Here is a 23,769-nt window from a genome sequence, read left to right on the forward strand (position 1 = left end):
CTAGGGAAGCTCGTTAAACAACCTAAATCTGTTCAATAAACGTTCGCGATCTCGCCCTGGGGTTGTAGAGGAATATGTTTTGATATTTAGAAAAGAAATTAATGGTCTTAGAGCTATCGCGGTTATAGCCGTTGTACTCTTTCATTTTAATGCTTCTTGGATGCCTGGTGGTTTTGCTGGTGTAGATGTATTTTTTGTTATTTCAGGTTTTTTAATGACTGGAATAATTTTTAGTGGAATAGAACAGGGTAATTTTTCTATTCTAAGATTTTATGTTGCACGAGCAAATAGGATTATTCCTGCTCTAGCCGTTCTTTCTGTTGTTTTACTTGTTTTAGGTTGGTTTTTTTTAAACCCTATCGATTATAAAACACTAGCAAAGCATACTGGTAGTAGTCTAACTTTTTTATCAAATGTTACATATTGGAGGGAGTCCGGTTACTTCGACGCATCTTCTCACGAAAAATGGTTACTTCATACTTGGTCATTATCAGTTGAATGGCAATTTTATTTAATTTATCCGTTAGTACTTGTAGCTATGAGAAATTTCATGTCTGTAAAGGCTATGAAAGCAACTCTTTTATTTGGAACATTGCTGGGATTTATCTTTTGTGTAATAGCTACTTACAAGTGGCCCAACCCTGCTTATTATCTATTGCCTACTAGAGCATGGGAGATGATGATTGGTGGTGTTGCTTACCTATACCCTGTTATCTTGAAAGAAGAAAGGAAAAAGTTTTTAGAATGGTTTGGTCTAGCATTAATTATTGGCTCTTACCTTTTTATATCAAAAAACAATCCTTGGCCGGGTTATTTAGCGCTATTCCCTGTTTTAGGTTCTTTTTTGATTATTCAGGCTCAACGAAATGATAGTACAATATTAAATAACATAGTTTTTCAAAAAATTGGATCGTGGTCTTATTCCATCTATTTATGGCATTGGCCACTAGTTGTTGTTATTTATTACTTCTCATTAAATGATACTTTCATTTACCTAGGTATTGCGTTGTCAGTACTTTTAGGATATCTGAGCAATAAATATATTGAAAAAATAAAATTTAGAAATGACTTTGTTAATCCATTCGACTACTTAAAATGCAAACCATTGTATCTGGTGTTGGGACTTGCCTGTGCCAGCTTTGTTGTTTACAAGTCGGAGCCGAACCAATACCTTTACCCACTGCCTACTAGTGTATTAAAATCGTTTGAAAGTGGGGAGTATGATTGTTTTGATAAGGACTTTTTACATAACGAAAATACGGTTTTTTGTAAAATAACGGATGGAAAAAATAAGCTTTTTGCATTTGGTGATAGTCATTCATATTCTTCATTGCCTGCGGTCGAATCAATTTCAAAAGATCGAGGTTTTGAACTGACTTATGCAGGTTATAGCGGATGCCCTCCGTTAATTAATGTTTACCCAAAACGCTCCGATCAAAATAATAAAAACTGTAACGCTTTAAACGAAAAAGTTATAAATTATATAATTGAAAATAATTATGATTATGCTTTTTTAGCAGCCAGATGGACTTATTATACTGAGGGTGATTATCAAGATGGGGTCTTTCAATATTTAGTAAGTGAAGAAAGTGAAGGTATAAGTAGGTTGAACTCTATATCTGCGTTTAAAAAAGGTTTAGAGGCTACGTTTGAAAAATATTCCAAAACGAAAGTTAAAGTCATCGTAATGCTACAAGTTCCGATGCAATTGGCTACGCCACAAAAGGTCTATTATCAATCAATATCCTCTGGTAAATTAGATCAAGAGTTGCTGGACACTAGGTCTGTAAGTACAAAAAAACATCTAGATTTCCAGAGGATGACAAACGAAATCATCATAAATGTTGCTGATAAATATAAAAATGTTGTAGTTATAGATCCTACAGAGTCCTTTTGCTCCGATAAAATATGCTCTATAGGTGACGTAGTTAAATCTTATTACTTTGATGATGATCATTTGTCTGTATATGGGAATACTAAATTAAAAGATTTTATCAGTAATGCTATTAATTGAACCAGGCTCTTACTCAATTTAATATGCATACTAAAACCTTGTTAAAGGAAGGGGTGGTATTACACACCCAAAGTCTGGATGTTGATTGATATCGGTTGCTATGAAGAACAAACAATACTTTCTATTAGGTTGTTTGTTCTTCGTTTTACTAATCTTAATCAAACATAAATTTTAGCTTGCCGCCGGTCTCTGGAGCGCGATTAACCACATCGACAAAAATCTTAATCAGCGGCCGCGTTTCACTTTTAAAATACACTTCATCACACTTAGTCAGGTCGCCAAGGAGCAAAACTTAAATAGTTGTGTGCGTATACACTATTGTTTTTTTGTTATTTTTTATCAATGGCTTATGGTTTGTTATTTGAGGCGATAGGTTTAAAGTGCACGCGTGAACGTTTTTCCTTATGTCGTATTGGAATACGTGCTGGTATATTCTATTAAATTATAGTGTGGTAATTTCGTTATAACAAAAACCACAAATTAAATGGTTAACACTGTCGTATTTTTCGCAAATGAGACGCAAAAAACTACGCTAGCACGCTGTTTGTTAGGCTGGCGTTAACCCCATATATTTTATTATCTTGGATACATGCTGTAAGGCATGTGTCCTTGCACATTTCTGCTCTAAAAATGTGTTTGAAAGTGGCTAGACTTTATTCTCATCGTAAAAACCGTCTGCAAATCAGCGCGAAACTTATTAGTAAATTTCAATGGATCTATGGTGATCGTGAAAAGATCGATATCGCGTTTTTTTGCGTTTTTTGCAACGGGGCTTCACCAGTGAAAGCCGCCAGCGCCAGCGCGGATCCCGTGGGTTGCATTACTGCGATTTTTTCACCCGACAAAGCGCGCAGGCGTGGCGTGGGTCTGACGGCGCGCGCTGGGTTGGAAGTGGGGGTAAACTGCAGGCAATAAAAAACCGCCCGAGGGCGGTTGATGGGAATGGGGTTCCGATTGTTACTTGGCTTCGGTTGCGACCGCCAGTTGGTAAGGCTTGAAGCGGACTATCTCTTCGCCGGCCCATTCGTTGATGGCCAGTAGTGATTGGCGAATACAATCCAGCTCGTTAGCATCAAATACCTGTGCCGCCTTACCGGCATCACCAAAGCCGCCGGTATTGTTGGGCACAATCCCCATGAGTTGAGGTGGTACGCGGTGCGATGCCAGCTGGTCGTCACGGCTGACGTTCTTAATACTCAGGAACTCATCATTCGCGGCAACTTCTGCCACTGGGATTAATTTGATCCCGTCCTTATTGCCACCTGGTGCATGCAAAAACAAGTTGCGGAAGTTGCCAGGGCCTTTGCTGTTTCTTAGGGATTCACGGAGCTTGGCGACATCTTTCTCGTTCACGGTTGAGTCGGTGAGGTACATAATAAAACCAGCGTGACTACCGTTTTCATAGTACCGACGCCTAAAGAGGGTCGCGCTTTCATTTAACAGCGATGAGTTCATGCTAGCCACATAGTCGGGGATACCATAAACCTCTTGGTTTAGGTCTGGATCTTTTACATGAAAGATTGATGCTTCGGGAAACTCCATTTCCTCGTGAAAATTAGGTACCCACCAATACTGATTAGGTTTAATGCCTACTCGAGTATATTTAGCTGGCGAGGCTTGATACTTCAATGCACCGCCAAGGCGATTTTTAATGACTTGCACATAGGCATTATCAAAAACCAAATAGTCGAGCACAATGGCGGAAAAGTCATACAGGCTGAGCTTAGGATTCGGGATAAAACAACTTTTTAGAATGTTGCGCTTTACCTGAATCGCGCTAGCATGATGCACTGAAGCACGATAAATGCGGCTAAGGCCCGTCAAGGACAGCGGAGGCTCGTAGTATTTACCGTTAGACATGGCCTCAAGATAATCGAAGATCTCCCGTTGGCTCAGCACTGGCATAGGGTCGCCAAAGGTAAAGGTCTCAATTCGTTGCTCTTGCGGCCCTTGCTGCTGTTGCGGTTTGGCTGTCATAGCTCGAGCCTTTCTATATTTTGCCATTAGTCGTAAATCTCCAACGTCGATGTACTGGTGCCGCTGGTATCCAGTGGCTCATTGTAAAGTGCATGCATTGCCGCCCACGCGATATCTGCGTGGCTAATTTCTTCGCTGCGAGCGGATTCATAGGTAACTTGTTTGCCGTTGGCTGTCAGGGTTTTACGAATGCTCATAAATGCTTGGGCTAGGTCGGTCCAGCCTGCGTCATATTCCAAGCGGCCTTTGCTGATCACGTCATAGGCCTTGATCACCATCTGACTTTTCAGCACAGGGTTGTAGAGGAATGGCGTGACCTGCGGGAAAAACTTCTTCACCAGTTGATATACCGCCTCACCAAGACCCGTGGTATCGATACCGATAAAGGTCACGTTGTATTTATTGCAGATATCCTGAATTGCTTTGGCCTGTGCCTCAAAGTCCATCCCGTTCCAACGGTGTTTTTCTATCACGCGGAACTTACCGCCTGGCACAGCAGGAGGGCAGATCACAATGCAACCTGCGCTATCACCTTTGCCGCCTTTGTTAGGGTCGTAACCAATCCACACTTCACGGTGCGCGAGTGGTCTTGGTGCAAAGGGCTTGTAGTCTGTCCACACTTCCCACGAGTCAACCATGCAGCGCTGCATCATCACCATAGGGAACACTGACATAGTGTCGTCGATGAACTCGCACATCAGCAGGTTTGAATATTCGTCAGGGCTGTACTCTAAGTGCAGGGTATCTGGGTCGAATAAGTTGCAACCTTTGCGGATAGCATCATCGACCGTCACCACTTGCCGCCATTGGCCATCCTCACATCTGCGGCCATTTGCTAGGGCACTATGGCTCACATCAATCTCAATGCGATCGGCTTTAGGGCGGCCACGGTTAAACAATGTGCCTGTCCAAAACGGGTAGGCGTCGTGGGTAATCGATGACGGGGTAGATATGTAGGTTTGGCGCCATTTAGCATGGATAGCCATACCTGAGGCGACCTTACGGAACTCTTGGAACTTGTGGATCCAGAAGTACTCATCCAAATACAGGTTGCCGTGGTACGACTGAGCCGTTCTGGCATTGGTGCCCAAAAAGTACAGAATGGCACCGTTGAAAAGCACAATCGGGTCGCCCTTAAGTTCAATGCCGGTGACATCCTTCACGAACTGAATGATGTACTGCTTAAACACATGGGCCTGCGCTTTACTGGCCGACAAAAAGATTTGGTTACGGCCCGTTACCAGCGCATCAATAATGGCTTCATGGGCAAAAAAGTACGTCGCGCCAATTTGTCTCGACTTGAGAATGTTGCGTATACGCTGGGTTAAGCCTGCGGTATACCATTCTTTTTGATAGGCAAACATCGAGTCTTGGAACGCTTCAATCAGCTTTTCCAAATCCTCTTCGCTAACATGGTTCTTCACCGGCTGCTTTTTAGGTCCAGCATTGCGGTTTTGTACGTTCGGATTGAGGTCTGTCTCATTACCGCCATTGTGATAGCGAGTGATGCGGGCAATTCGCTCCAGCTGCCGACCGAGTAGGTCTATCTCCTTAAAATCCTTGCCGTCTTTATCCTCTTTGTTGATGAGCTGCAGCATGCGCATTTCAAGCGCAGAGTCGACCCTGTCAATGGGTTTGGCATCTTCCCAAGCATCGCGTTTTTTCCAACTCGACACGGTACTTTCAGGCAGTTGTAAATGCTGGCTAATCTCGCGGACAGCCCAGCCTTGCCAAAAAAGGGTTTTGGCAGATTGGCGTTGATTCTTATCTGTAGAGATTTGGGGATTCAGTTTCATGGCGCCAGTGTAAATAGCCCAATACCGAAAACCCTGCTGTTTAAGCGGTATCGGTTTCCTTATACCGCCCGAAGCCCTTGCCCATCATCGCCTTGCTCTTGACCATACAGGCAGCAGTTAACAGACCTAATTCAACCCCAAAGGGCGACCAAGATGGCTAAGAAATCGAAATTTTTCCGTGTATTTACTGAAGGACATACGACCGACGGCCGAGTCGTTGAGCGTCAGTGGATCACCGATATTGTAGAAACCTATAACACGGCAAAGTATGGCGCCCGTATTTGGCTTGAGCATATTCGCGGTATTACCCCCGACAGCGCCTTTAAAGCTTATGGCGATGTGACCGCGGTAAAGGCTGAAGAAGTCGATGGCAAATTAACTCTGTTCGCTCAAATCGAGCCAACAGATGAACTGATCGCCATGAACCAGAAAAAGCAAAAAGTGTATACCAGTGTTGAGATTGATCCCGACTTTGCCAAAACAGGCAAATGCTATCTCTCAGGCTTGGCAGTAACAGATTCCCCCGCATCACTTGGCACTGAAATGCTGGCGTTCTCCGCAACCTGCAAAGTCAACCCGCTTAACTCGCGTAAGCAACGCCCCGAAAACTTATTTACCTCAGCAGTGGAAGTGGATTTTGAATTTAAAGAGGTCAGCGACGAGCCCGGGCTATTTGCCAAGGTTAAAGCGATGCTCGGTAAAAACAAGGCAGAAGCCAAAACCGACTTTGCCGATGTGCATCAGGCCGTTGAAGAAATCGCCCAAGCCGTTGCTCATGCTGAAACGCAATTTGGCAGCAAGGTCACCAAAGGCATGGAAGATTTAACCAAGTTGCAGACGGATTTTAATGAGCTCAGCACGCAATTCAATGCACTCAAGACTCAGCTCGAAAAAGAAGAGCCACAAGGCCAACGACGTTCACCCGCAACCGGTGGCGACACCAACATGAAAACCGATTGCTAAGGAGCAAACATGCGCAATACCACCCGTACACTTTTTAACGGTTACCTAGGCCAAGTCGCCACGCTCAATGGCGTAGAAACAGCAACCGCCAAATTTACCGTTGAACCAACAATCCAGCAAACGTTAGAAACGCGAATGCAAGAAAGCTCGCAGTTCTTGACGATGATTAACGTGGTGCCTGTCACCGAAAAATCAGGCGAAAAGTTAGGCCTTGGCGTTAGCGGTACGATTGCTGGCACAACCGATACGACTCAAAGCGATCGCCAAGCCATTGACCCAACCGATTTAGATGCGCTGGGTTATGACTGTACCCAAACCAACTTCGATACGGCGCTTCGCTACGCCAAGATTGATATGTGGGCCAAGTTCCCTGATTTTCAGGCGCGTATTCGCGATGCCATTCTGAAACAGCAAGCACTCGACCGCATCATGATTGGCTTTAATGGTACCAGCCGTGCGGCTACCTCTAACCGCGCAAATAACCCATTGCTGCAAGATGTAAACATCGGCTGGCTGAAAAAAATTCGCCAGCATGCACCGCAGCGCCATATGGCAGAAGTGGTTGAAGGCTCAGGTAAAATTGTCATCGGCACCGATTACGCCAACCTCGATGCTTTGGTGTTCGACATGGTGAACAACATGATTGACCCATGGCACCAAGACGATACTGAGCTGGTTGTGATTTGTGGTCGTAAGCTGCTGGCTGATAAGTACTTCCCAATTATCAACAAAGACAACGTACCCACTGAAACCATGGCCGCTGACATGATCATCAGCCAAAAACGCATTGGTGGCTTAGGTGCGGTGCGGGTACCGCATTTCCCTGCTAACGCCTTGCTGGTCACGCGCCTGGATAACTTAAGCCTGTATTGGCAAGAAGGCGCTCGCCGACGCAGTGTGATTGACAACCCTAAACGTGACCAAATTGAAAACTACGAATCATCAAACGATGCCTATGTAGTTGAAGATTATGGCTGCACAGCGTTTGCCGAAAACATTGAGATGGGAGCATAGCCATGACATCACCCGCCCATAAACGCTTTCATGGTGTTTTAGCGGCAGCGCGGGGAACGGATTCCCCCTTAAGCGCTCGCTCCGAAAACACCTACGAGCTCATGCTCATGCAGCTTACCGAGCATCGCCGCATCTTAAAAACGGTGCAGGCGCTCGCACGTAAGCTGCAGGCAAAGTCGCAGTTCTTACCTGAATATGATGCCTATATCGATGGCACCATTAAGGGCGACAGTGGCGTGCAGGATGAAGTGTTCGTCACTGTGCTGCTGTGGCATATCGATGTCGGCAATATCGACCGCGCCATTGAGCTGGCCGCATACGCGCTTAAACATGATCTGGTGATGCCAGACCGTTTTGAGCGCAATCTGGCTTGCACCATTGCCGAAGAAATTGCCGAAACCGCCGCGCGCGTGATTGAAACCGAAACACCGGTGGCCAGTTCGCAGCTAAAAGCTGTGCTTGAGCTTACGGCCGAGTGCGACATGTACGACGAAGCGCGCGCTAAGTTGCTGCGTCAAATGGGGCAAGCATTTGAAGCTGAAGGCGAGTTAACCGCTGCGCTCGACGCCTATCAACAAGCATTGGCCCTAAACGATAAAGTGGGTGTGAAGAAGTTTATCGAGAAAGTCACTCGTGATCTTAAGAACGCCGACAAACAAACAACCGAAAGCACTGAGCCCTCAGAAACACAAGGCAGTGCTGGTTAACCGAGCGACCCTCGCAACCCGTGCGGCGCTGGCCAAGTAGCGTTATCCAATTTCACTACTTAAGCCAGCCCACCGCACAACCTAGCCGCAAGCAGGTAAACATGAGTTTTATCGCCCCAGCCACTAGCGCAGCACCAAGCACGATTACCAACAGCCCGTTTTGGCCTGATTTTCAGTTAGCGACATTGCGCGAGGCCATGCGCCTTGATGGCACAGTGACAAACGCACGACTTGAGCACGCAGTCATCAATGCAGCACTGCAGACAAACAGTGATCTCAAGGATTGGCGTATCGGGCAGCAAATCTTGGGCTTTGACGGTTTAGAACAGGTGCCAGCCGAGCAAATCAACGGCCAGAGCATCTATTTGCAATTGTATTTACGCGCGGTGTACTGCCTCACCAAAGCCAATCTCATTGAGCGTTATAGCGATTTTGATAGCACGGCCAAGGGGCTAAAGGCGGGTGAAGTGCTCGGCGATAGCGTTGACGATCTTCGCCGTGATGCACGCTTTGCCATTCGCGACATCTTAGGCGAAAGCCATGTCACGGTGGAACTGATCTAATGGAATTAGTCTGATGAGCAGCTTGCAGGCAGTGCGCAGCATCGAGGGCGATACCGTCGATAAGATTTGTTATCGATACCTTGGGGCAACGGCTGAGATCACTGAGCAAGTGCTAGACGCTAACCCGCAGCTTGCCGCCATCGGCCCTATATTGCCAAACGGTACGCTAGTACTTCTTCCTGTGCAGGTGGCCGCACCGACACAGCCAAACTTTATTCAACTATGGGATTAATGATGAGCGAGCCAATTTCAGCGACATCAGCCACATCTGCAGTCGTCACCGCCAGCGTGCTGACATTAGTGCCAGGGGCTGAACCTGCAGTCATGATCGGCGCGTTTACCGGTGCTGTGTTGTTCATTATTTCGAATGACGCCGCGGGGAATTACCAGCGTATCGGACTGTTTATCGTGTCATTTTTGGGCGGCGTACTGTGCGCCAATTGGGCCGCCAATGCCTTGAGTGCATTACTGCCAGATGCCTTGCAGGTCAATGTGGGCATGGCAGCACTCATTTCATCTGCCTGTGTTGTGCGCATGCTGCAGTATTTTATGAAACTCACCAATAACCCAGAAAGTTGGCTCAATGCCCTACGCGGGCTTAGGGGGAAATGATGCTGATCATCAATGCCATTATTTGCAGTTTGATTGTGTTGCGCCTGGCTTTGTTTGTGCGAACAGGGCGGCATCGAATCTTTATTAGCATTTGCGCCTATCTCATCACCGTTGCCGCAGGCATTGAGGTCATTCTCACTGTGTATGGCGTCGCCACAGCGCCAAGTTATGCGGAGCTATTTCTAAAAGCCACGCTCTGCATCGCCATTTTCCAAGTGCGGGGCAATGTTGCTCATCTGCTGCAACTCAATACGCATAAAGCTGGCAGCAGGCTAGGGCGTATTCCTCGCCCACAAACATTCAAAACCAAGCATAGGTAATTGAGATGACTCTAAGAAAAGGCAGCAATGGCACGGCAGTGCGTGATTTACAACAACGGCTCAATGCCGCTGGCGCGTCATTAACGGTAGATGGTTGGTTTGGTGATGCAACCCAAAAGGCCATCGAGCAATTCCAAGACAAGCAAGACTTACCGCGCACCGGCTATGCAGGGGTAAGAACGTTGGCGTTACTCGCCGGCGAAAGCCGTAACAAGTTTATTCAGCACTCACAATTAGCCGACGCAGCAATGGTTCTGGGCGTCTCGTTTGCCGCCATGGCCAGCGTGGCAGAAGTGGAATCCAACGGTTTTGGCTTTTTCGCTTGTGGTAGGCCCACGATTTTATTTGAGCGACACGTATTTTATCGCGAGCTGTTGGAACAAGGTGTCTCAGTCGATGAGCTTGCGGCTAAGTACCCGAATATTTGCAACCCAGCCCGTGGCGGTTATACCGGCGGCAGTGGTGAATATCAGCGGTTTGCTATTGCGTACCAGCTTAATCCAGAGGCCGCGATTTGCGCCTGCAGCTGGGGTATGTTTCAGATAATGGGCTTTCATTGGCAAGCCTTGGACTATCCGTCGCCGCAGGCATTTAAGCAAGCCATGGATATTTCAGAGGGGGAACAGCTCAAGGCTTTAGTTAAATTTATCGAGGCGGATCCTGTGCTGCATAAGGCACTCAAAGCGCGTAAGTGGGCAGAGTTTGCCAAGCGCTACAACGGCCCCGCCTATAAAGAAAATGACTACGACATTAAGTTAGCGCGCACGTATCAGCAGTTTACTGCCGCGAGTCAGCAGCAGGGCGCCGATAATGTTGTCGCTGCTTAGCCGGTTTATTCAGCCATTTACAGGCTATTTAATTGTCGCCGCCATCGGGATTGCGCTCACTATGGCGGGTGTTATCTATCAGCAACAAGAGCGACTTAGTCTGTTGCAGCAGACGCATGGCGCAATGCTGCAATCGCTGACACAAACATCACAGTCCTATTTTGACTTAAAGCAGCTATCAGCCGAAAACCAGCAAGCGCAGGCAGAGCTGCGAACGCAGCTAGCCAGCGTGAAAAGCACGAGCCAATACCGAAAAAACAAAATTGAGGAGCTAAAAAGTGAACTTAGCGATGTTAAAGCCTGGGCTGATGCTGTTCTGCCTGATGCTATTCGCCGGCTGCACCAGCGCCCCGCTATTAGTGGCAGTGCAGAGTACCGTCGTTGGTTGTCCACTCGTGATCCCTTGTCTGTTGCCGGCGAGCAACCCTATCAGCAATCAAGGGATCAGCAGTGAGCTCGATACCTGCGAAACGGCTTGGCATGACTGTGCCGCGCAAATCGATATGATTATCGAGTGCCAAACTAAACAAGAAGCTAAACAGAAAGCTAAAGACTTAAGTCAGAAAGAAGGGAAACGCCATGAATAAGCCGGCGCAGCTGCGTGAGTTGTTATCCAGTCATGTTCCCCACTTGCAACAAAACCCTGATTGCCTGCACGTCTTTATCGAGAACGGCAACATCATCGCCACCGGTGCAGGGCAAAATCTGAGTTTTGAGTATCAATTCAACTGTGTGTTAATCGTGACGGACTATGCCGCCCATGCTGATACGCTTATCGTGCCCATTTTAGGCTGGCTGGCCACACAGCAACCCGAGCTGTTATTTAACCCGGACAAGCGCGAGACCGGCTTTAAATTCAAAGCGGAAATCATTAATCACACCACTGCTGACATTGAAATTGTGCTGGCATTAACTGAGAGGGTAAAAGTTGTTGCGGGTGATAATATGCAGCTTGAGGTCACGCATTTACCTGAGCCCGTTTTCAATGACGAAGCGATCGATTGGACGTTATATACCAATGGAATTGAAGTGCCATGGCCACCGACGATTTAACCCGATTAAATGAGTTGTTTGACGGGCTAATACAGCAATTATCCCCTGCAGCGCGTAAGCAACTCAGCCTAGATATTGCAAGACGACTGCGCGCCACCCAGGCACAGCGCATTAAGCAAAACAAAGCACCCGATGGGGCAGCGTTTGAGGCGCGAAAGCCACAGTCTACATGGGCGAAAAGGCTTGGTGCTATTAAAAAGAAACTGATGTTCCAGAAAATCATCAGGCAAAAATACTTAAAACCTGTGTATTCAGCATCTGCAGCCAGTGTTGGGTTTACCGGGTTTATTTCCCGCGTAGCGACCGAGCATCAATACGGGCTTAGAGGACGGATAAACGAGCGGATATCGGCACAATATCCGCAGCGTGAGTTGCTAGGGTTCACGGTTGATGAACAGGAAATGATAGAAGAGACTATCGTTAGGCACTTAGCTATGATGCACTAAATCTATCCACCAACTAATAACTCAAACAGCTTTGGAAAAATTTCCGAGTTAGACTTTTAGCTCGGATTAGTGAGTCTCGAATAAAAATGTCTATGGGTAACGCCTCGTTAAGACGATAAAAACAGTTGGTTAAAATCGCAAAGCGTTAACCAACTGTTTTATTCAGTTTAAACTACTTGTTAAAACTCGTTTATCGAAAATTCTTTCTGATACTATTAATGTAACTCAAGTTAGTTGGACACTGATTTGATGGCATTATTAAACTTTTTACGCCAAATACTAACCCAGCTCCTGCGACACCAGCAATTAAAGGGGACATTCCAATGAAAGCAGAAACACCTGCGCTCCCTAGACCAGCTCCAACAATACCTGAAAAGTCAGTATTAATTATATTTTTTAAATGAGTTGTAACTCGTTTTACACCTGATTCTTTTAAAGTTTTATCGATATCTTTTAATGCTAATTCCACACGATCCATTTGAGCATTTCTTGCACGTGGTACATCTTTTGAACTCAGTATTTTTTCATTGATCTCATCCATATGACAACGAAATGCAATAAGTTCATCTTGTCTTTTTTCTTTAAACTCTAAAATGTCAGCTAATGGCGTATCCGCACTTGGAACAGGTAACATGTCATATAGCTCAACTTCAACACCAACACTTGTACTCTGTTGAGTGTAGAATGGGATATCTGCTAGTTGTGCAATTGTCCAGCAACCGGGTTCTTCTTCTTGATTTTTTCTAAATGCAGCTTCTTGTGCCTGAATGAAAAATTCACCTCTACCCAAGCTTATTGTTCCTTGAAATCTAACAATCGTGCGTTTTAATTTTCCTGATTGCTCTAGATAATCAATTTCAGGAGAGGAAATATGGATAAACATATTTGATGGGTAATCAATTTCATCCCAATACATAAGGTATTTCCTCAACGCTATTGGATCTGGATCTCCCCCGCTGCTTATTCCACCTGTATAAATAGGCTTGAAAGGTGGAGATACTACTATTCCTTTTTTATTCATACAGACCTCAGATTTAGAGTGCTAACGTCTTAGTATTTATGCGCTGCGCTGTTTAAATCGCTTGTTGGACTTGGCCACTGCCATATCCGTGTAAATGGGTATAAATGATGCTATAGGAATTTGCTTTTTTGCGGTAGCGGTTTTTTATACAGCTTGGTGGGTAATCACTTGATATTATCTTATCTTTCTCATTATTTTACGCCCACTTTCGACTGTTTATTGAACTTTATTGACAGCATTTTGGCCACGCACTCCGGCTGATACTCGTACCACTTTTTCTCATTGGCTAACGTAATTGCGGTCAGATAACGGATAAGGCCAGAACTCTGTTGTATTACTAAAATTGGGTCAATGTTCTGATGTTGGAGTTAGCGAGATGCCACGCTGCAAATCGAAAAGGGGCAGAAATAATTTTAAATTTTTATCTTGCGCTATAACTTCCTACATACCACTCAAAGCCTTTGCGGCTCGCCAAACAACTGGCAACCATAGCCGCATGAACACTGCCGCAGCTATCGCTGAACTCACACGCCGTATCGATAACCTTTTACGCATTGGCACCGTTGCCGAAGTAAAGGGTGATTCTTGCCGCGTAAAAACCGGTGAGTTACTTACCAAGTTTCGCCCCTTTTTTACCCGCCGTGCCGGCACAGCAAAAACCAGTTGGCGTCCTACCGTTGGTGAGCAAGTGATGCTGCTATCGCTAAGTGGCGACCTTACCAACGCTTATATTCTTCCTGCGCTTTATAGCGATGAAAACCCAGAGCCTGACGGCAATAACAATAACAATCGTGAGCGAACTGTGTATCCCGATGGCGCTGTGATTGAATACGACCCCGATACTAGCGCGCTTAAAGTGACTGGTATTAAAACCGCCACCGTACAGGCCTGCGAGCGGGTGACTATCGATTGTCCAAACTCCGAGTTTACGGGCAATGTGCTGGTTAAAAAAAAGCTCACTGTAGAAAAAGGCGCTAAGGTCACAGGCGTATTTGAACACAGCGGGCAAATGACGAACTCAGGCGGTGTAAGCATCGACGGTATTATTTTTGGCACCCATAAACACGGCGGTGTCGATACCGGCTCGGGCACTTCTGGAGGCCCGCAATGAGCACAAACAAAAACTGGCAAGGAATGAATCGCTTTACTGGCCAAAGCATTAGCGAGTCGCAGCATATCAGCCAAAGTATCCAGGACATATTAACCACGCCATTAGGTTCGCGCGTGATGCGTCGTGACTATGGTAGCGCCATTTTTGAACTTATCGACCAACCCCAAAGTGCAGCGGTAAAGCTGCAGATTATGGCGGCGGCAGTTATCGCGCTAACCCGTTGGGAGCCACGTATTCGCATTACTGAGATTGAAATTATCAGTGGCGGCAGCGACGGCAAAGTGCAATTCAATTTAGTGACAGACCGCATCGACACTCAACGCGCCCAATTATTCGAGGCCACCTATGGCTGAGCTAATCGACTTATCTAAAGTTCCTGTGCCTGACATTATCCAGCCGCTGAGCTTTGAGCAGCGCTTTGCTGCGCTCAAGCAACTACTGATAGATATCGACACAAGCTATGAAGCGGTGCTGGCGTTAGAGTCGGACCCTGTTACCAAATTACTGCAGGTATTTGCCTATCGTGAAATGCACTTAGTTGCGCAAATTAATGATGCCACTCGCGGCAATATTTTAGCTTCATCAACTGGCAATAACCTGATTGCACTAGGTTCGCGTTATGACCTCGCGCCATTAGTTATCCAAGCGGGCAATCCAACTGCAGTGCCGCCCATCCCTGAAATTTTAGAGGATGAGCAATCCTTTAAGCGCCGCGTGCAAATGGCATTTGATGGCTTAAATACGGCTGGCAGTATCGACGGTTATATCTTTTTTGCATTGGGCGCCGATGGCCGCGTGGCTGATGCAAAAGCCGTGAGTCCTGAACCCTGTGAAATGGTGGTCACCATTCTCTCTATCGAAGGTAATGGCACAGTCAGTAATGAGCTGCTTATTAAGGTACGTGACGTTTTTGGCATCAGTGCCGATGGCTTATCCCAGTCCAATACCCCGTCAAAAGTACGGCCGCAGGGCGATAGAGTCAACATTCAAGGTGCGAGCATTGTTAATTACAACGTACATGCCGTGTTGCAGCTTTTACCAGGGCCTGATGCGCAAGTGGTGTTAGAAGCTGCTAATCAAGCTTTGGCGCTTTACCAAAAGGAGCAGCGCCGCTTAGGGGCTGATATTACCCGTTCAGGAATATTCAAAGCGCTGCACCAAAGTGGCGTCAATAACGTCAATCTGATTAGCCCATCTGTTGATGTAACTGTGCTTGACCAACAGGCAGCGTATTGCACCAGCATTAACGTCTCAATAGGGGGCGTGGGTGAATAATCGGGTTTCATCATTACTGTCACCAAACGCTTCAAAACTTGAGCGCGATATTGAACAAGTGATCGCCAGCTCGCTGGATTTGCCCCTGTCTATTGCTGATCTGTGGGACCCGTTTCGCTGCCCATTGTCTTTGCTGCCATGGCTAGCATGGGCATACTCAGTTGACCAATGGGCGGACAGTTGGCCTGAAAGCTTTAAGCGTCAGGTGGTTAACGATGCTTTCGATATTCATCGCCACAAAGGCACTCCATACGCGGTGCAGCGGGCACTTAATAGCCTTGGTATTAAAACCAACATCCTCGAATGGTGGGAGAGTGCCGGTAGTAATCTGCGCGGCACGATGAAAGTGCTCGCGTTAGTTAACGACAATATCACTGACGAAAATGAAGGATTGATAACGGCCAAAATGCTCGCGATGGTGACAGAGGCTATTCGTGCCTCAAAGCGCGGTTCGATCCATTTCGATGTTGAGCTTGGTATCTCATTCGAAGAGTCGCTTACCGTTGCCGCGGGTATTAGCCCTAGCATTGGCATATCTGATATCGATGCCAATTCTAATGGCATTCGCCCTGATGATGTTATTGCCTTAGCCGGCGTATTTGGCATTGAGCATCGTATCGACTGCATCGATATCGATTACCTGTTATCTCCTGTACTACCTGACGAATTGTTAATTACCCACAGGCTTGCGGCGGCGTCGCATCAACTAATCATCTCTGAACACGAATTAACGGGAGTTGTGTAATGGCACTCACACTGCAATTTACTGAGGCTGGCCTTGCCGCTTGCTTATCATCAAAAGACAAAGGGCTCAAAGCCGAAATTACTCACATGGCGTTTGGCTCAAACGCCTATACGCCCTCTAAAACCCAGACCAGCTTGAGCGCTGAAAAAGAACGCATTGCCATTTCTGATTATCAAGATGGAGGTAAGAGTCTGCGGATGGCGGGTGTGTTTGATGCCGAGCTTGAATACGCCATCAAAGAGATAGGGTTTTACATTGGCACGACTTTGCTTGGCGTATACAGCGCACCGAACAAGACGCTGGGCTACCGAACCCCTGCAGTAAAAGTCGTGCAGTGGTTTACGTTAAATATTGAGGCGCTGCCAACCGACAGCATCACAGTGGTGGTGGGCGCTGAAAACCTTAACTTGATTTTAGACAAAGAGTTTATCGCGGGCTGTACGGCATTTTTACACAATGCGGCGGCAGTTATTAAAAATGCTCACTGGAACATGCAACTCAGTGAGCGCATTAGACAACTGGAGGGATAATTATGAGCTCGATTGCTGAAGAAATTGCGGGGCTAAAAGTCGCGTCCGCAGCACAAACTGCCGCATCACAGGCGTTATCGCAAGAAGTCGCTGGCAAGATGGCGGCTATCGATAAAAAAACCAATGACTCTATTGTTAAGGTTGAATCAACCTATGACCAAAAAGCGGCCGGACTGACCATTATCGCCACCGACGGCTACAAAAAAGCCATCGAGCACAATTCTGGCGGTCGCAATACCGTGGTGTATGACGTCCAAGGCAACCCTAACATTATGTGCGTTATCCCACGCTTCAATATTGAAGACCTAGGGCTGGTTGATTTAAACCTTGGCACAGGGGTTCACCCTGCGTTCCAGACTAACGGCGTACCTCGCGTCGAGATATTAGTCGGCAAGTACTTAGCATCGTCAGCCACCAATGGTAGTGCCGTGATTGGCGGTGTACAGCCACTCACAGCCGTTAATTACGATGTTGCAAAAGAGTTGTGTACACGCAAAGGTGCAAACTGGCATTTAATGTCAGTGCACGAATGGGCCGCGATTGCACTGTGGTCTCTAGCAAACGGAACAGTACCGCGAGGCAATACAAACTATGGGCGCTCGCATGAAAAAAAATGGGAAACGGCGAGTCGCAGTGACAATGGTGCTCCAGGAGACGTCAGCGGTACCGGTAGAACAGATACAGGTAAGGGGCCATCAACCTGGAATTATGATCATACCCATTTTGGGGTGTGTGATTTAGTCGGTAATGTATGGGAATGGTTAGATCAAATGAAGTTAGACAATGGTCAGATTATTACTACGTTGGATAATAATCCTGCAGTGGCTGAAGCAAACTGGCACAAACACGCAGCTTATTTTGACTCACCTACTGATAACCAAACCGGCGCGGGCAGCGCTGGCGCGCCGATCCTCAGCAATGCAGCGACTAAGCGCAACGGTCCGATGAATGATGATTCAAACGATTACCCGCACCTAACCGCCTCGCACTTTGCGGCCATCACCAAAGCCGCGGGCTACGTGCCTAACGAGCTATTGCGCAAACTGTTAATTGAGTCGGCCACTACAGCTACGGTCGTTGGTTATATTGGTGCGAGAAACTATGGCGACCGGTTCCCTGTCCGTGGTGGCAGTTGGGGCCACGGTACGAGCGCTGGGCTGGGCGCGCTCAGTTTGTACAATCCGCGCTCGTTTGCGGGCGGCGACATCGGTTTCCGCCCAGCTTTCTTTGTGTAGTGCCATTTAAATTTTTGGAGTAACCACGATGAACTTTACTTATCTTTTTAACGGCGTATCTCACACTGATGTGTCGCGTGAATACATGAACAACCTAGGCATGAATACTGAGCAGGTTAACTCTGTGCTCGCTCAGCGTGACTTTGAGTTGTCGCAAAATATAGAAAAACGTAAGGCTGCATATCGAGAAGAGTCGGACCCGCTTTATATGGAGTGGCAATATGACCAAACGCCAGAAAGCGAGCAACATTGGCGCGATAAAGTGGTCGAGATCAAGCTGCGCTATCCTGTCGCTACTGATGAATGATCTGAGGTTTTTAGGTCAATAAACGACTCTTACCACTCAAACCAGTAGCACCGCTCCGGTGTGCTCTGCAAGCTTAGCCCTGCTTAGTTTTGCAAAACCCACAGCACCGGAGCTTATTATGGATTATCACCACGGGGTCCGCGTCATTGAAGTCAATGATGGCACCCGAACCATTCGCACAGTATCAACCTCAGTCATCGGCATTGTCTGCACCGCCAGCGATGCCGATGCAACGCTATTCCCGCTAAACACCCCTGTATTGCTAACCAATGTCATGCAAGCCATTGGTAAAGCGGGCACCTTAGGCACATTAAAGCCCACGCTTGAAGGCATTGCTGACCAAGTCAATACGCTCACCGTTGTGGTGCGTGTTGAGCAGGGCGCGGATGAAACCGCCACAACGGCGAACATTATTGGCACTATAACGCCACTGGGCCAATACACTGGCCTTAAAGCATTACTGGCGGCCCAGTCTTTATTGGGCGTTAAGCCGCGCATTCTAGGCGTGCCAGGCTTAGACACTTTACCCGTTGCCACAGCGCTTGCAGCAACCGCCAAAAAACTGCGCGCCTTTGCCTACATCAGCGCCTATGGCTGTGCCACCAAAGAAGAAGCCGTGGCTTACCGTGAAAACTTTGGCGATCGTGAGGTGATGGTCATTTGGCCTGAGTTTGTTGCCTTTGATACGGTTGCCAAGGCAAGTGTTAACGCTACTGCGACCGCTCGCGCATTAGGTTTACGTGCGCGTATCGACAAAGAAGTCGGTTGGCACAAAACGCTATCAAACGTCACTGTTAGCGGCGTTACCGGTTTAAGTCAGCCAGTGTTCTGGGACTTACAAGATCCGTCTACCGATGCTGGTTACCTAAACAGTAATGACATCACCACGCTGATTAATCAGTCAGGCTTCCGCTTTTGGGGCTCACACACCTGTTCAGAAGATCCCTTATTCCAATTTGAAAACTACACCCGCACCGCACAAGTGTTGGCTGACACCATTGCTGACGCACACATGTGGGCCGTTGATAAACCGATGACTCCCACATTGGTTAAAGACATCATCGAAGGTATTAACGCCAAGTTCCGCGAGTTAAAAGGCCTAGGGTATATCGTTGACGGCCAAGCCTGGTACAGCGAAGACGTTAACGACGTCAGCACCATCAAGGCGGGCAAGTTGTATATCGATTACGACTACACCCCAGTGCCTCCGCTGGAAGACTTAACCTTCCGTCAAAAAATCACCGACCGCTATTTAGTCGACTTCGCGTCCGCAGTAGCAGCGGCCTAAGGATAATCCATGGCGTTACCAAGAAAACTCAAACACCTCAACCTATTCGGTGACGGTGAAAACTGGATCGGTGTAGCGGAAGAATTTACCCCCGCCAAACTAAGCCGCAAGTTTGAAAAATACCGTGGCGGCGGTATGCCAGGTGCGGCTGATATCGATATGGGGCTAGACGATGACGCCTTAGGCGTTGAGTTCACTCTTGGCGGTTACGAGGCCAAGCTGGTTAAGCAAATGTCGGCCAACAAAATCGACGGTGTGATGCTGCGCTTTGCGGGTTCATTCCAACGTGATGACACTGGCGAAGTACAAGCGGTCGAAATCGTTTGCCGTGGCCGTTACAAAGAACTGGATCGCGGCACTTACAAAACAGGCGACAACAGCCAAACCAAAGCCACCATGACCTGCACTTACTACAAAGAAACCGCAGGCGGAGAAGTGCTCGTTGAAGTCGATACCGTTAACGGCATTGAGCTAATCAACGGCGTCGACATGATGGCCGAACACCGCAAAGCTATCGGGTTATAACTCTGGCTTAAAGCGTTAATACAAACCTAAGCCCGCAATACATCACCGTATGCGGGCATTTTTTAATTAGGCGGCACCGGGCATCCTGCCCTCAAGCCGCATACCGGCCATCCTAGCCATAACAGAGGATCTAACAATGTCAGTCACTATTACCCATAAAAAAGTCACACTCGATCAAGCCATCAGCCGCGGTAAAGAGTCCGTTACTGAAGTCACCTTGCGCAAACCCAGAGCGGGCGAACTGCGCGGATTATCGCTATCTGATTTACTCAATCTTGATGTTAATGCTATCTCCACGTTGTTGCCTCGTATTAGCACGCCGATGATCACCAAAGATGAAGTACTCACCATGGACCCTGCAGACTTAGTTCAAATCGGCGGGGAAATCAGTAATTTTTTGGTGCCGAAGAAGTTACAGATGGACAGTCAGAGCGAGAGCGACAGTCAAGCCTCCCTGAGTGCATAGATGACACTATGGCGGATATCGCCATTATCTTTCATTGGCCGCTATCCGAGATGGCGGCAATGGACATCGATGAGCTTCTAGGCTGGCACGATAAAGCGCTGGATAGATGGGAAAGAATTAACAAGGTTTCACATGACTAAAAAATTAGAGATGCGCGTGTTATTGGCGGCAGTGGATAAGATCACTGGGCCATTAAAAAAGATGCGCCAAGCCAGCGGCATAACCGCCACTCAATTAAAAGAGACGCAAGACCGAGTAAAGTCTCTTAATAAACAGTCAGCTCAAATCGATGGTTATCGCAAGGTGAGCCGCAGCCTAGGCATTACCGCCAATGATTTGGCCAAGGCACAAAAGGAAGTGAAACGCCTAGCGCTTGAGATGCAAAGCAGTCAGGCACCGGCTAAAGCGCTGGTTAAAGAGTACGAGCAAGCTAGGGCGGCAACGGTCAGGCTGAATACTCAGCATAAAAACTTGACCATTAGCCAGCACCGGCAGCGTGAAGCACTCCGCTCTGCGGGGATTGATACTCGTAATCTTTCACAGCATCAACGCACGTTGACTGCTGATCTTTCTCAGGCTAACAAACAACTCGACCAACAAAAGCGCCGCCTACAACAGGTTTCGGAGCAACAGAAAAAGCTATCCGCAGCACAAGCCACTTATCACAAAACCAAAGCACTGCAGGGCAATATGGCTGGTGCGGGCGCAACAGCTGCAGCATCAGGTGCGGCTGCGCTCTATGCTGGCTCTCAGGTGTTACAACCAGGTCTAGATTTTACCGCCGCACAATCCAAGGTTCAGGCATTAACTCGGCTTGATAAAAACGATCCGCAACTTATCGCACTGCGCAAACAAGCGCGCGAACTTGGCGCCTCAACCAGCTTTACTGCTAACGATGTGTCACAGGGGCAGTCATTCTTAGCCATGGCGGGCTTTGATGCTAAGTCAATTAAACAAGCCATGCCTGGCATGCTCGACTTGGCCAAGGCCAACGATACCGATCTCGCGGTTACGTCCGATATTGCCTCAAACATATTGTCTGGCTTTGGCCTGGCGGCAGATCAAATGAATCGTCTTGGCGATGTGCTTACCGCAACCACAACCCGCGCTAACGTTGACTTAACCATGCTGGGTGAAACGATGAAATACGTTGCACCTGCCGCGCGTGATTTAGGTGTGAGCGTAGAAGAAGCTGCCGCTATGTCGGGGTTGCTCGGCAACATTGGTATCCAAGCGAGCCAAGGCGGCACGGTAATGCGCGCCATGCTTAACCGCTTGGCAGGGCAAACTGGGCCTGCTGCCGACGCAATAGAATACTTAGGACTAAAAACCAAAGACAGTGCTGGCAATCTGCGTGCAATTCCCGACATCTTGGCGGATGTGGTCAAGGCGACTAAGACGATGGGGAACGCTGACCGCGCCGCAATACTTAAAACCATCTTTGGTGAAGAAGCTGGCACTGGCGTCAGCGAGCTAATTAAGCAGCAGGGTGATGGTGCCATTACCTCGTTTACCAATGTGCTGCGTAAATCTGTTGGCGAGAACGCGCGAGTGGCTAAGACCATGGCTGATAATGCCAAGGGCGATATCGATACCCTTAAATCTGCATGGGAAGATGTCGGCATCGAAATATTCGAAGGTAACAACGGAGGTATTCGCAGTTTTATCCAGCAAATCACTGGAGTAGTTAACGGCATTGGTAATTGGATGAGGGTGAATCCTGAGTTAACCGGTACGCTTTTTAAAGCGGCTGCAGCCATGGCTATTGTCGCTGCCGTCGGCGGTTCGATCACCATCATGCTAGCGGGCATCTTAGGCCCAATGGCCATGCTTAAATACAGCACATCGATACTTGGCATTAAGTCATTACCGCTGATGGGTGGCGCACTCACTAAGATGGGTGGTGCATTTAAGTGGGTGATCGGTGGATTAAGGGCCTTATCTTTAGCGCTGGTATCTACGCCCATTGGTTGGGTGATCTTAGGCATTACGGCGTTAGTTGCTGCAGGCTATTTGCTGGTTACTCACTGGGACACGGTTAAGGCGTGGATGGTTGGATTCTGGCAGACAATCACCTCATTGGTCGATAGTGGCATTATTGCTGTTACTAACCTATTTAATGGTTTACCTGAGCCCATTAAAGCCGTGCTTTCTGGCATATGGGAAACCATGAAAACCGTTTTTTCATGGTCGCCACTCGGGCTGATTGTAAACAATTTTAGCGAAATCATGTCGTTTTTCACCGGACTGCCCGCTAAGTTTAGCAGCCTGGGCGAGATGACGATGGACGGCCTAGTTAAAGGGATCACCGGCAAGTTGACCGAAGTAAAAGAAACCATCACCAATGCGGCCAGCAATGCGATTGGTTGGTTTAAAGATGTGCTCGGTATTGCTTCACCCAGTAAAGTGTTTGCGGTAATGGGCGACCAAACGATGGACGGCTTAACTGTTGGCCTGAATCGAAGCCAACAAGCACCACTAAACGAAGTCAGCAAGCTCGGTAAGCAGATGGCAGGCACTGCCTTTGTGCTGGGCATCTCGGCACTTCCTGCCGCCGCAATGCCAAATATGCAGGCAATCCCAGACCAAACCCGCACCATCAGATATGAATACCAAGGCGCTGATTATTCGGTACCGGACGCAATCCGTTTGGTAAAAGAGGGCGAGCTGCCAGCCAGAAAAGCGAAGGGTGACGACTTAACGCATAACGGCAGCGACTTAGTGCTTAACAGCAATGGCTTAACGCATAACGCAGTGCCAGATAGATTAAACGCCGGCAGTGCCTTTGCGCAGCGCCAAGCGCCACAGCCTCAAACCGTTCACATCGATGCGGGGATCCATGCGCCCATTACCATCAACGCTACCGCCAATATGGATGCGCAGGACGTCGCGCGCCTAGTCGCGATTGAACTAGAAAAGCGTGACCGCGCTCAGCATGCGCGCCTTCGCAGCAGCCTTAAGGACCTTAACTAAT

Annotated in this window: 28 protein-coding genes and 1 pseudogene; 26 read left to right on the forward strand and 3 right to left on the reverse strand. The window is 47.7% G+C overall.

Translation table 11 applies throughout. From position 1 onward, the window contains the following. The first annotated feature begins 79 nt into the window (after window positions 1-79). Both KO537_RS19350 and KO537_RS19355 read left to right on the forward strand, forming a co-directional pair. Window positions 80-2,014: an acyltransferase family protein gene (locus tag KO537_RS19350; protein WP_219235386.1), complete on the forward strand. Its 1,935-nt coding sequence runs from the start codon at window positions 80-82 to the stop codon at window positions 2,012-2,014. Between the two features lie 609 nt (window positions 2,015-2,623). Next, a complete protein-coding gene (locus KO537_RS19355) occupies window positions 2,624-2,929 on the forward strand; it encodes a hypothetical protein (RefSeq protein ID WP_219235389.1) in 306 nt (101 codons plus the stop codon). A 42-nt stretch (window positions 2,930-2,971) separates the two neighbouring features. Here KO537_RS19355 and KO537_RS19360 read toward each other — a convergent pair whose 3' ends face one another. Both KO537_RS19360 and KO537_RS19365 read right to left on the reverse strand, forming a co-directional pair. Continuing rightward, window positions 2,972-4,018: a phage portal protein gene (locus KO537_RS19360; protein WP_219235391.1), complete on the reverse strand. Its 1,047-nt coding sequence runs from the start codon at window positions 4,016-4,018 to the stop codon at window positions 2,972-2,974. Then, complete coding sequence (locus KO537_RS19365) at window positions 4,018-5,781, reverse strand: terminase ATPase subunit family protein (RefSeq protein WP_219235453.1); 1,764 nt, start codon at window positions 5,779-5,781, stop codon at window positions 4,018-4,020. The genes KO537_RS19360 and KO537_RS19365 overlap by 1 nt, the downstream gene beginning before the upstream one ends. A gap of 159 nt (window positions 5,782-5,940) precedes the next feature. Between KO537_RS19365 and KO537_RS19370 the strand changes: the two genes are divergently transcribed. The 12 genes and pseudogenes from KO537_RS19370 (at window position 5,941) to KO537_RS19420 (ending at window position 12,292) form a co-directional block, all read left to right on the forward strand. Continuing rightward, complete coding sequence (locus KO537_RS19370) at window positions 5,941-6,750, forward strand: GPO family capsid scaffolding protein (RefSeq protein ID WP_219235393.1); 810 nt, start codon at window positions 5,941-5,943, stop codon at window positions 6,748-6,750. A 9-nt stretch (window positions 6,751-6,759) separates the two neighbouring features. Next, on the forward strand, window positions 6,760-7,764 hold the full coding sequence (locus KO537_RS19375) for a phage major capsid protein, P2 family (protein ID WP_014358041.1): 1,005 nt from the start codon (window positions 6,760-6,762) through the stop codon (window positions 7,762-7,764). A 2-nt stretch (window positions 7,765-7,766) separates the two neighbouring features. Then, window positions 7,767-8,471, forward strand: a complete 705-nt coding sequence (gpM, locus tag KO537_RS19380) for a phage terminase small subunit (RefSeq protein WP_014358040.1) — start codon at window positions 7,767-7,769, stop codon at window positions 8,469-8,471. Between the two features lie 101 nt (window positions 8,472-8,572). Beyond that, a complete protein-coding gene (locus KO537_RS19385; protein WP_219235394.1) occupies window positions 8,573-9,034 on the forward strand; it encodes a head completion/stabilization protein in 462 nt (153 codons plus the stop codon). 13 nt (window positions 9,035-9,047) lie between these two features. Further along, entirely contained in the window at window positions 9,048-9,266 is a 219-nt protein-coding gene (locus KO537_RS19390) for a tail protein X (protein ID WP_219235396.1), read from the forward strand. 2 nt (window positions 9,267-9,268) lie between these two features. Beyond that, window positions 9,269-9,646, forward strand: a complete 378-nt coding sequence (locus tag KO537_RS19395) for a putative holin (protein WP_012197334.1) — start codon at window positions 9,269-9,271, stop codon at window positions 9,644-9,646. After that, the gene (locus KO537_RS19400) at window positions 9,643-9,966 is read left to right on the forward strand and encodes a phage holin family protein (protein ID WP_219235398.1); all 324 of its coding nucleotides are present in this window, start codon (window positions 9,643-9,645) and stop codon (window positions 9,964-9,966) included. Before KO537_RS19395 ends, KO537_RS19400 begins: the two co-directional genes overlap by 4 nt. A 5-nt stretch (window positions 9,967-9,971) precedes the next feature. Further along, window positions 9,972-10,793, forward strand: coding sequence for an N-acetylmuramidase family protein (locus KO537_RS19405; protein ID WP_219235400.1), 822 nt, complete (start codon window positions 9,972-9,974; stop codon window positions 10,791-10,793). Between the two features lie 103 nt (window positions 10,794-10,896). Then, window positions 10,897-11,151: pseudogene (locus KO537_RS23195) on the forward strand (peptidase); the annotation flags it as partial. Further along, on the forward strand, window positions 11,117-11,380 hold the full coding sequence (lysC, locus tag KO537_RS23200) for an Rz1-like lysis system protein LysC (protein ID WP_251071162.1): 264 nt from the start codon (window positions 11,117-11,119) through the stop codon (window positions 11,378-11,380). The pseudogene KO537_RS23195 and the gene lysC, both read left to right, overlap by 35 nt. Next, entirely contained in the window at window positions 11,373-11,846 is a 474-nt protein-coding gene (locus KO537_RS19415; protein ID WP_219235403.1) for a phage tail protein, read from the forward strand. The genes lysC and KO537_RS19415 overlap by 8 nt, the downstream gene beginning before the upstream one ends. Beyond that, a complete protein-coding gene (locus KO537_RS19420) occupies window positions 11,828-12,292 on the forward strand; it encodes a phage virion morphogenesis protein (protein WP_219235405.1) in 465 nt (154 codons plus the stop codon). The genes KO537_RS19415 and KO537_RS19420 overlap by 19 nt, the downstream gene beginning before the upstream one ends. Before the next feature lie 190 nt (window positions 12,293-12,482). Here KO537_RS19420 and KO537_RS19425 read toward each other — a convergent pair whose 3' ends face one another. After that, window positions 12,483-13,313, reverse strand: coding sequence for a DUF6236 family protein (locus KO537_RS19425; RefSeq protein ID WP_219235407.1), 831 nt, complete (start codon window positions 13,311-13,313; stop codon window positions 12,483-12,485). 496 nt (window positions 13,314-13,809) lie between these two features. Between KO537_RS19425 and KO537_RS19430 the strand changes: the two genes are divergently transcribed. From KO537_RS19430 to KO537_RS19485, 12 genes are all read left to right on the forward strand, one after another. Next, window positions 13,810-14,424 carry a phage baseplate assembly protein V gene (locus tag KO537_RS19430; RefSeq protein ID WP_219235409.1) on the forward strand — a complete coding sequence of 205 codons (615 nt, stop codon included), beginning with the start codon at window positions 13,810-13,812 and terminating at the stop codon, window positions 14,422-14,424. After that, on the forward strand, window positions 14,421-14,777 hold the full coding sequence (locus KO537_RS19435; protein WP_219235411.1) for a GPW/gp25 family protein: 357 nt from the start codon (window positions 14,421-14,423) through the stop codon (window positions 14,775-14,777). The genes KO537_RS19430 and KO537_RS19435 overlap by 4 nt, the downstream gene beginning before the upstream one ends. Next, complete coding sequence (locus KO537_RS19440) at window positions 14,770-15,699, forward strand: baseplate J/gp47 family protein (RefSeq protein ID WP_219235413.1); 930 nt, start codon at window positions 14,770-14,772, stop codon at window positions 15,697-15,699. The genes KO537_RS19435 and KO537_RS19440 overlap by 8 nt, the downstream gene beginning before the upstream one ends. Continuing rightward, window positions 15,692-16,444 (forward strand): phage tail protein I, encoded by a 753-nt coding sequence (locus tag KO537_RS19445; protein ID WP_219235415.1) that lies wholly within the window; start codon window positions 15,692-15,694, stop codon window positions 16,442-16,444. Before KO537_RS19440 ends, KO537_RS19445 begins: the two co-directional genes overlap by 8 nt. Then, a complete protein-coding gene (locus KO537_RS19450) occupies window positions 16,444-16,974 on the forward strand; it encodes a hypothetical protein (protein WP_219235417.1) in 531 nt (176 codons plus the stop codon). Before KO537_RS19445 ends, KO537_RS19450 begins: the two co-directional genes overlap by 1 nt. A gap of 2 nt (window positions 16,975-16,976) precedes the next feature. Beyond that, on the forward strand, window positions 16,977-18,209 hold the full coding sequence (locus KO537_RS19455) for an SUMF1/EgtB/PvdO family nonheme iron enzyme (RefSeq protein ID WP_219235419.1): 1,233 nt from the start codon (window positions 16,977-16,979) through the stop codon (window positions 18,207-18,209). Between the two features lie 28 nt (window positions 18,210-18,237). Next, entirely contained in the window at window positions 18,238-18,516 is a 279-nt protein-coding gene (locus KO537_RS19460) for a hypothetical protein (RefSeq protein WP_219235421.1), read from the forward strand. Window positions 18,517-18,631: 115 nt separating this feature from the next. Next, the gene (locus tag KO537_RS19465; protein WP_219235455.1) at window positions 18,632-19,804 is read left to right on the forward strand and encodes a phage tail sheath protein; all 1,173 of its coding nucleotides are present in this window, start codon (window positions 18,632-18,634) and stop codon (window positions 19,802-19,804) included. Between the two features lie 9 nt (window positions 19,805-19,813). Further along, the gene (locus tag KO537_RS19470; RefSeq protein WP_219235423.1) at window positions 19,814-20,329 is read left to right on the forward strand and encodes a phage major tail tube protein; all 516 of its coding nucleotides are present in this window, start codon (window positions 19,814-19,816) and stop codon (window positions 20,327-20,329) included. A gap of 136 nt (window positions 20,330-20,465) precedes the next feature. Continuing rightward, entirely contained in the window at window positions 20,466-20,795 is a 330-nt protein-coding gene (locus KO537_RS19475; RefSeq protein WP_219235425.1) for a phage tail assembly protein, read from the forward strand. Window positions 20,796-20,803: 8 nt separating this feature from the next. Next, on the forward strand, window positions 20,804-20,935 hold the full coding sequence (locus tag KO537_RS19480) for a GpE family phage tail protein (RefSeq protein ID WP_014358022.1): 132 nt from the start codon (window positions 20,804-20,806) through the stop codon (window positions 20,933-20,935). After that, on the forward strand, window positions 20,928-23,768 hold the full coding sequence (locus KO537_RS19485; RefSeq protein ID WP_219235427.1) for a phage tail tape measure protein: 2,841 nt from the start codon (window positions 20,928-20,930) through the stop codon (window positions 23,766-23,768). The genes KO537_RS19480 and KO537_RS19485 overlap by 8 nt, the downstream gene beginning before the upstream one ends. Window position 23,769 lies beyond the last annotated feature (1 nt).

This window comes from Shewanella sp. NKUCC01_JLK, assembly GCF_019345615.1.
GTDB lineage: Bacteria > Pseudomonadota > Gammaproteobacteria > Enterobacterales > Shewanellaceae > Shewanella > Shewanella oncorhynchi.